This window comes from Metapseudomonas phytobenefica (assembly GCF_043392685.1).
GTDB lineage: Bacteria > Pseudomonadota > Gammaproteobacteria > Pseudomonadales > Pseudomonadaceae > Metapseudomonas.
This window is the reverse complement of sequence record NZ_JBHZGM010000094.1, coordinates 1-632: the sequence shown is the minus strand read 5'-3', so window position 1 is coordinate 632 and position 632 is coordinate 1. Positions and strand designations below refer to the sequence as shown.

1 protein-coding gene is annotated in these 632 nt (G+C 64.9%); it reads right to left on the bottom strand.

Annotation, left to right across the window (positions count from 1 at the left end; genetic code table 11):
• On the bottom strand, positions 1-632 hold a 632-nt coding region (locus tag ACFW0B_RS25900; RefSeq protein ID WP_449151810.1), incomplete at both ends, for an amino acid permease.

Genomic DNA, 632 nt, shown 5'->3' with positions numbered 1-632 from the left:
AGGAACAGCTGGATCAGCCCGTTGGACAGCCACAGGGCGTTGACCGGCACCTGGTTGGCGTTTTCCTTGCGCAGGAACTCCGGCATGGTGTGGTCCCGGGCGCTGGCGAACAGAATCTCGGCGCACAGCAGGGTCCAGGACAGCAACGCCCCGGCCAGGGAGACGATCAGCCCGACGCTGATGAGCACCGCGCCCCAATGGCCGACCACGCTTTCCAGCACGCCGGCCATCGACGGGTTCTTCAGGCCGGACAGCTGGGCCTGGGCGAGGATGCCCTGGGACAGCACGTTGACCAGCACCAGCAGCAGGAGCACGCCGATGAAGCCGACCACCGTGGCCTTGCCCACATCGCTGCGCTTCTCGGCGCGGGCGGAGAAGATGCTCGCCCCCTCGATGCCGATGAACACCCAGACGGTGACCAGCATCATGTTGCGCACCTGGTTCATCACCGTGCCCAGGTCACTGTTGCCCGCGCCCCAGAAATCGGCGGTGAACACGTCCAGCTTGAAAGCGACGGCGCAAATCACGATGAACAGCGCCAGCGGCACCATCTTGGCGATGGTGGTCAGGGTATTGATGAACGCCGCCTCCCTGATCCCGCGCAGCACCAGAAAGTGCAGGAACCAGAGCAG